Origin of the sequence: Rhizobium alarense (genome assembly GCF_021555155.1) — a bacterium.
In the GTDB taxonomy this organism is placed as follows: Bacteria; Pseudomonadota; Alphaproteobacteria; order Rhizobiales; family Rhizobiaceae; genus Rhizobium_D; species Rhizobium_D alarense.
This window is the reverse complement of record NZ_JAKGBU010000005.1, coordinates 30,068-33,453: the sequence shown is the minus strand read 5'-3', so window position 1 is coordinate 33,453 and position 3,386 is coordinate 30,068. Positions and strand designations below refer to the sequence as shown.

3 protein-coding genes are annotated in these 3,386 nt (G+C 66.0%); 2 read left to right on the top strand and 1 reads right to left on the bottom strand.

The features are described from left to right. Positions 1–1,215, bottom strand: a 1,215-nt coding sequence (locus LXM94_RS02680; RefSeq protein WP_235769603.1) for an ROK family transcriptional regulator, incomplete at its 3' end; no start/stop codon positions are given. Between the two features lie 247 nt (positions 1,216–1,462). Here LXM94_RS02680 and xylF point away from each other — a divergent pair. Together xylF and LXM94_RS02670 are read left to right on the top strand one after the other, a co-directional pair. Continuing rightward, positions 1,463–2,503: a D-xylose ABC transporter substrate-binding protein gene (xylF, locus tag LXM94_RS02675; RefSeq protein ID WP_235769602.1), complete on the top strand. Its 1,041-nt coding sequence runs from the start codon at positions 1,463–1,465 to the stop codon at positions 2,501–2,503. Between the two features lie 160 nt (positions 2,504–2,663). Continuing rightward, positions 2,664–3,386, top strand: a 723-nt coding sequence (locus tag LXM94_RS02670; RefSeq protein WP_408015576.1) for an ABC transporter permease subunit, incomplete at its 3' end; no start/stop codon positions are given.

Below are 3,386 nucleotides of genomic sequence, written 5' to 3'. Positions count from 1 at the left end.
ACCGAGCGCGCCCGTCGCGGCCACCTGCTGGTCGATCTCGCCGAGGCCGCGGTCGAGATGACCGTCGAAGACGAGTGCGGATTCCTCCGCGACCACGGTCACCGGCGGCATGCCCTGCAGGCGAACGTGCTGAGACTGGCGCAGGCCCTCGTCGAATCCCCGCGACAACAGGTCGAGATAGCGGGTGCCGGGACCGGTCATCGCGATGGCAAGCGTGTCGTAGAGGCTGATGACGCGCGACATGCCCTGCCCAAGCGCGAGCCCCGCCTGGCGAAAGGCATATTCCGACATGCGGTGTCCCTGCCGCGCGCGCATCGCGATCTTGTCCATTTCGGCAATCGGCACGAATTTCGCCGGGATGGTGTCCGGCGGCACTTCGAAGGCGGTCCGCAGGATGCCGTAGAAGCCGGCGGACGCCTCGACGCATCCGAGCGAACCGCAGCGGCAGAGCTTGCCGTCCGCGAAGTTCAGCATATGGCCGAAATTCGGCGCGCTGACCTGCAGGTCGCCGCCGCGCTCGCGCCGGGCGATGCCGAGCCCGATGCTGTGACCGAGCGACAGGACGGCGACGCCGTGCTGGCCGGGCGCCGTGCCGAGATCGGTGCGGTTGGCAAGCGCGTGCGCCATAAGCAGCGACTCGTTGTTCAGGCTGACCTTCGCCACCCACCCTTCTGGCAGGACCGAGGCGAAGTCGATGACGTCGCCGCCAAAGACCGGCGACCAGAGCAGCACGGCCCGGTCGGCGTCGACCAGCCCCTTGCTGCTGACGGAAACAACGAGGATCTGCTCCGGAGCGAGCGAGGATCGCCGCGCGAGCCGTTGCAGCGCCTCGCGAAAGGCCGCCACGAAGCGGCTCGTCGACGGGCTGGCATGGTCTCGCGCCTCGTCGAGGCGGTCGATCAGGGTGCCCGCATAATCCGCCAGAGAATATTGCACGGCATCGGACGAGATCCGCACGGCGACGAGGTAGCCGGCGTCCCGCCGCTGGCTGAAGAGCACGCGCGGCCGCCCGCGCGCGCCGGCCGGCCGGAGTTCCTGCCGCTCGATCATGCGCTGGCGTTCGAGCTCGGCGGTGATGGCCGACACGGTCGCCGAGGCAAGGCCGGTCTGCTGGGCTATCTCGGTATGCGACAGGGCGCGGTGGCGCCGGAGCGCCGACAGGACGAGCGCGCTGTTCTGCTGGCGCACCAGTTCCGTGCTGGACTTCGTCAGCATGCCTTCGATCCGATCGTGGCTTCGCGGTGCAACACATGCTCCTCCCAAAGCATCCCGCACGGGTCGGGGCAGGCTCCTCCACAAGCCGTGTTGACAGCCCCGGAAACATCTGACATCTATTTTCTCGACTGTCGAGAAAAAATCCCGGAGCATTTTGGGGCTTCTGTTTGCGACAGTGTTTTGTGGCTGGTCGTCGACTGTGGCGGGAGGTTCGTCCAGGGCGGCCGGTTTTACTCGGGAGGACATCATGAAATCCGTTTTGAAGCTGATGGCAGGGGCTGCCATCCTCGTATCCCTGCATTCGGTCGCCGCCGCCGAGGGCATGACCGTCGGCGTCTCCTGGTCGAACTTCCAGGAAGAGCGCTGGAAAACCGACGAGGCCGCCATCAAGGCCGCACTCGAGGCCGCCGGCGACAAGTACATTTCCGCTGACGCCCAGTCGTCCGCTGCCAAGCAGTTGACCGACGTGGAATCGCTGATCGCGCAGGGCGCCAATGCCATCATCGTGCTGGCACAGGACTCTGAAGCCATCGGCCCGGCGATCGAGAAGGCCGCGGCCGAAGGCATCCCGGTCGTCGGCTACGACCGCCTGATCGAAAACCCCGCCGCCTTCTATATCACCTTCGACAACAAGGAAGTCGGCCGCATGCAGGCGCGCGAAGTCTTCAAGGCGAAGCCGGAAGGCAACTACGTCTTCATCAAGGGCTCGTCCTCCGACCCGAATGCCGACTTCCTGTTCTCCGGCCAGATGGAAGTGCTGAAGGAAGCGATCGACGGCGGCAAGATCAAGAATGTCGGCGAAGCCTATACCGACGGCTGGAAGCCGGAAAATGCCCAGAAGAACATGGAGCAGTTCCTGACCGCCAACGACAACAAGGTCGACGCGGTCGTCGCTTCCAACGACGGCACCGCCGGCGGTGCCGTCGCGGCGCTCGCCGCGCAGGGTCTCGCAGGCTCCGTTCCGGTCTCCGGCCAGGACGGCGACCATGCGGCGCTGAACCGCGTCGCTCTCGGCACGCAGACCGTTTCGGTCTGGAAGGACGCCCGCGAACTCGGCAAGCGCGCCGCAGAAATCTCGTCGCAGCTGGCAGCCGGCAAGACGATGGAAGAAATCGAGGGCGTGCAGGCCTTCTCCGGCGGCCCGAAGGGCGTCGAGATGCAGTCCGTCTTCCTCGCGCCGATGCCGATCACCAAGGAGAACCTGAACGTCGTCATCGACGCCGGCTGGATCTCCAAGGAAGCGGCGTGCCAGGGCGTTTCCGCCGGCACGACGGCGGCTTGCGACTAAGACGCGAAGACCAGAACTGACGACCTTCTGAGGCGCCGCAACGCGAAATCGTTGCGGCGCTTGTGCAAGAAGGGTCCCGGGTGGAGGATGCGATCGGCGACGCGTCCTCGACGAGCGCCCGAATGAAAAAGATCAACCTAGGTGGGGGAACGGCAAGGCCATGGCCGATATCACGAATACCACACAAGCCAATCGCGCCCGACAGGCGAGCGAACATCCGGTCAAGCGCTTCTTCCGCGCGACCGAGATCGATACGCGCCTGCTCGGCATGATCGGCGCTCTCCTGATCATCTGGATCGGGTTTCACATCCTGTCCGGCGGCCTCTTCCTGACGCCCCGAAACCTCTGGAATCTCTCGGTGCAGACCGCGTCGGTCGCCGTGATGGCGACCGGCATGGTGCTCGTCATCGTCACCCGCAACATCGACCTTTCCGTCGGCTCGATCCTCGGTTTCGTCGGCATGATCATGGGCGTGTTGCAGGCCGAACTGCTGCCGCAGTTGCTCGGTTTCAACCATCCGCTGCTGTGGATCGTCACGCTCGCCGCCGGCCTGGCGCTGGGTGCCACGATCGGCGCGCTGCAGGGCTCGATCATCGCCTTCCTCGGCGTGCCGTCCTTCATCGTGACGCTCGGCGGCCTGCTCGTCTGGCGCGGCGCGACCTGGTTCGTGACGAGCGGCCGCACGGTCGCGCCGATGGATTCCACCTTCCGCCTGATGGGCGGCGGCACGGACGGCTCGATCGGCGCCACGGCAAGCTGGGTCATCGGCGCGCTCGCCTGCCTCGCGATCGTCCTGACGATCCTCAACTCGCGCAAGCAGCGCAAGCGCTTCGGCTTCCCGCTGCGTCCCATGTGGGCGGAGTATTTCCTGGTCGGCGTCGGC

Bases quoted from the DNA above. Each gene is read 5' to 3' on its own strand.
- xylF (WP_235769602.1), top strand. From the start codon at position 1,463: ATGAAATCCGTTTTGAAGCTGATGGCAGGGGCTGCCATCCTCGTATCC.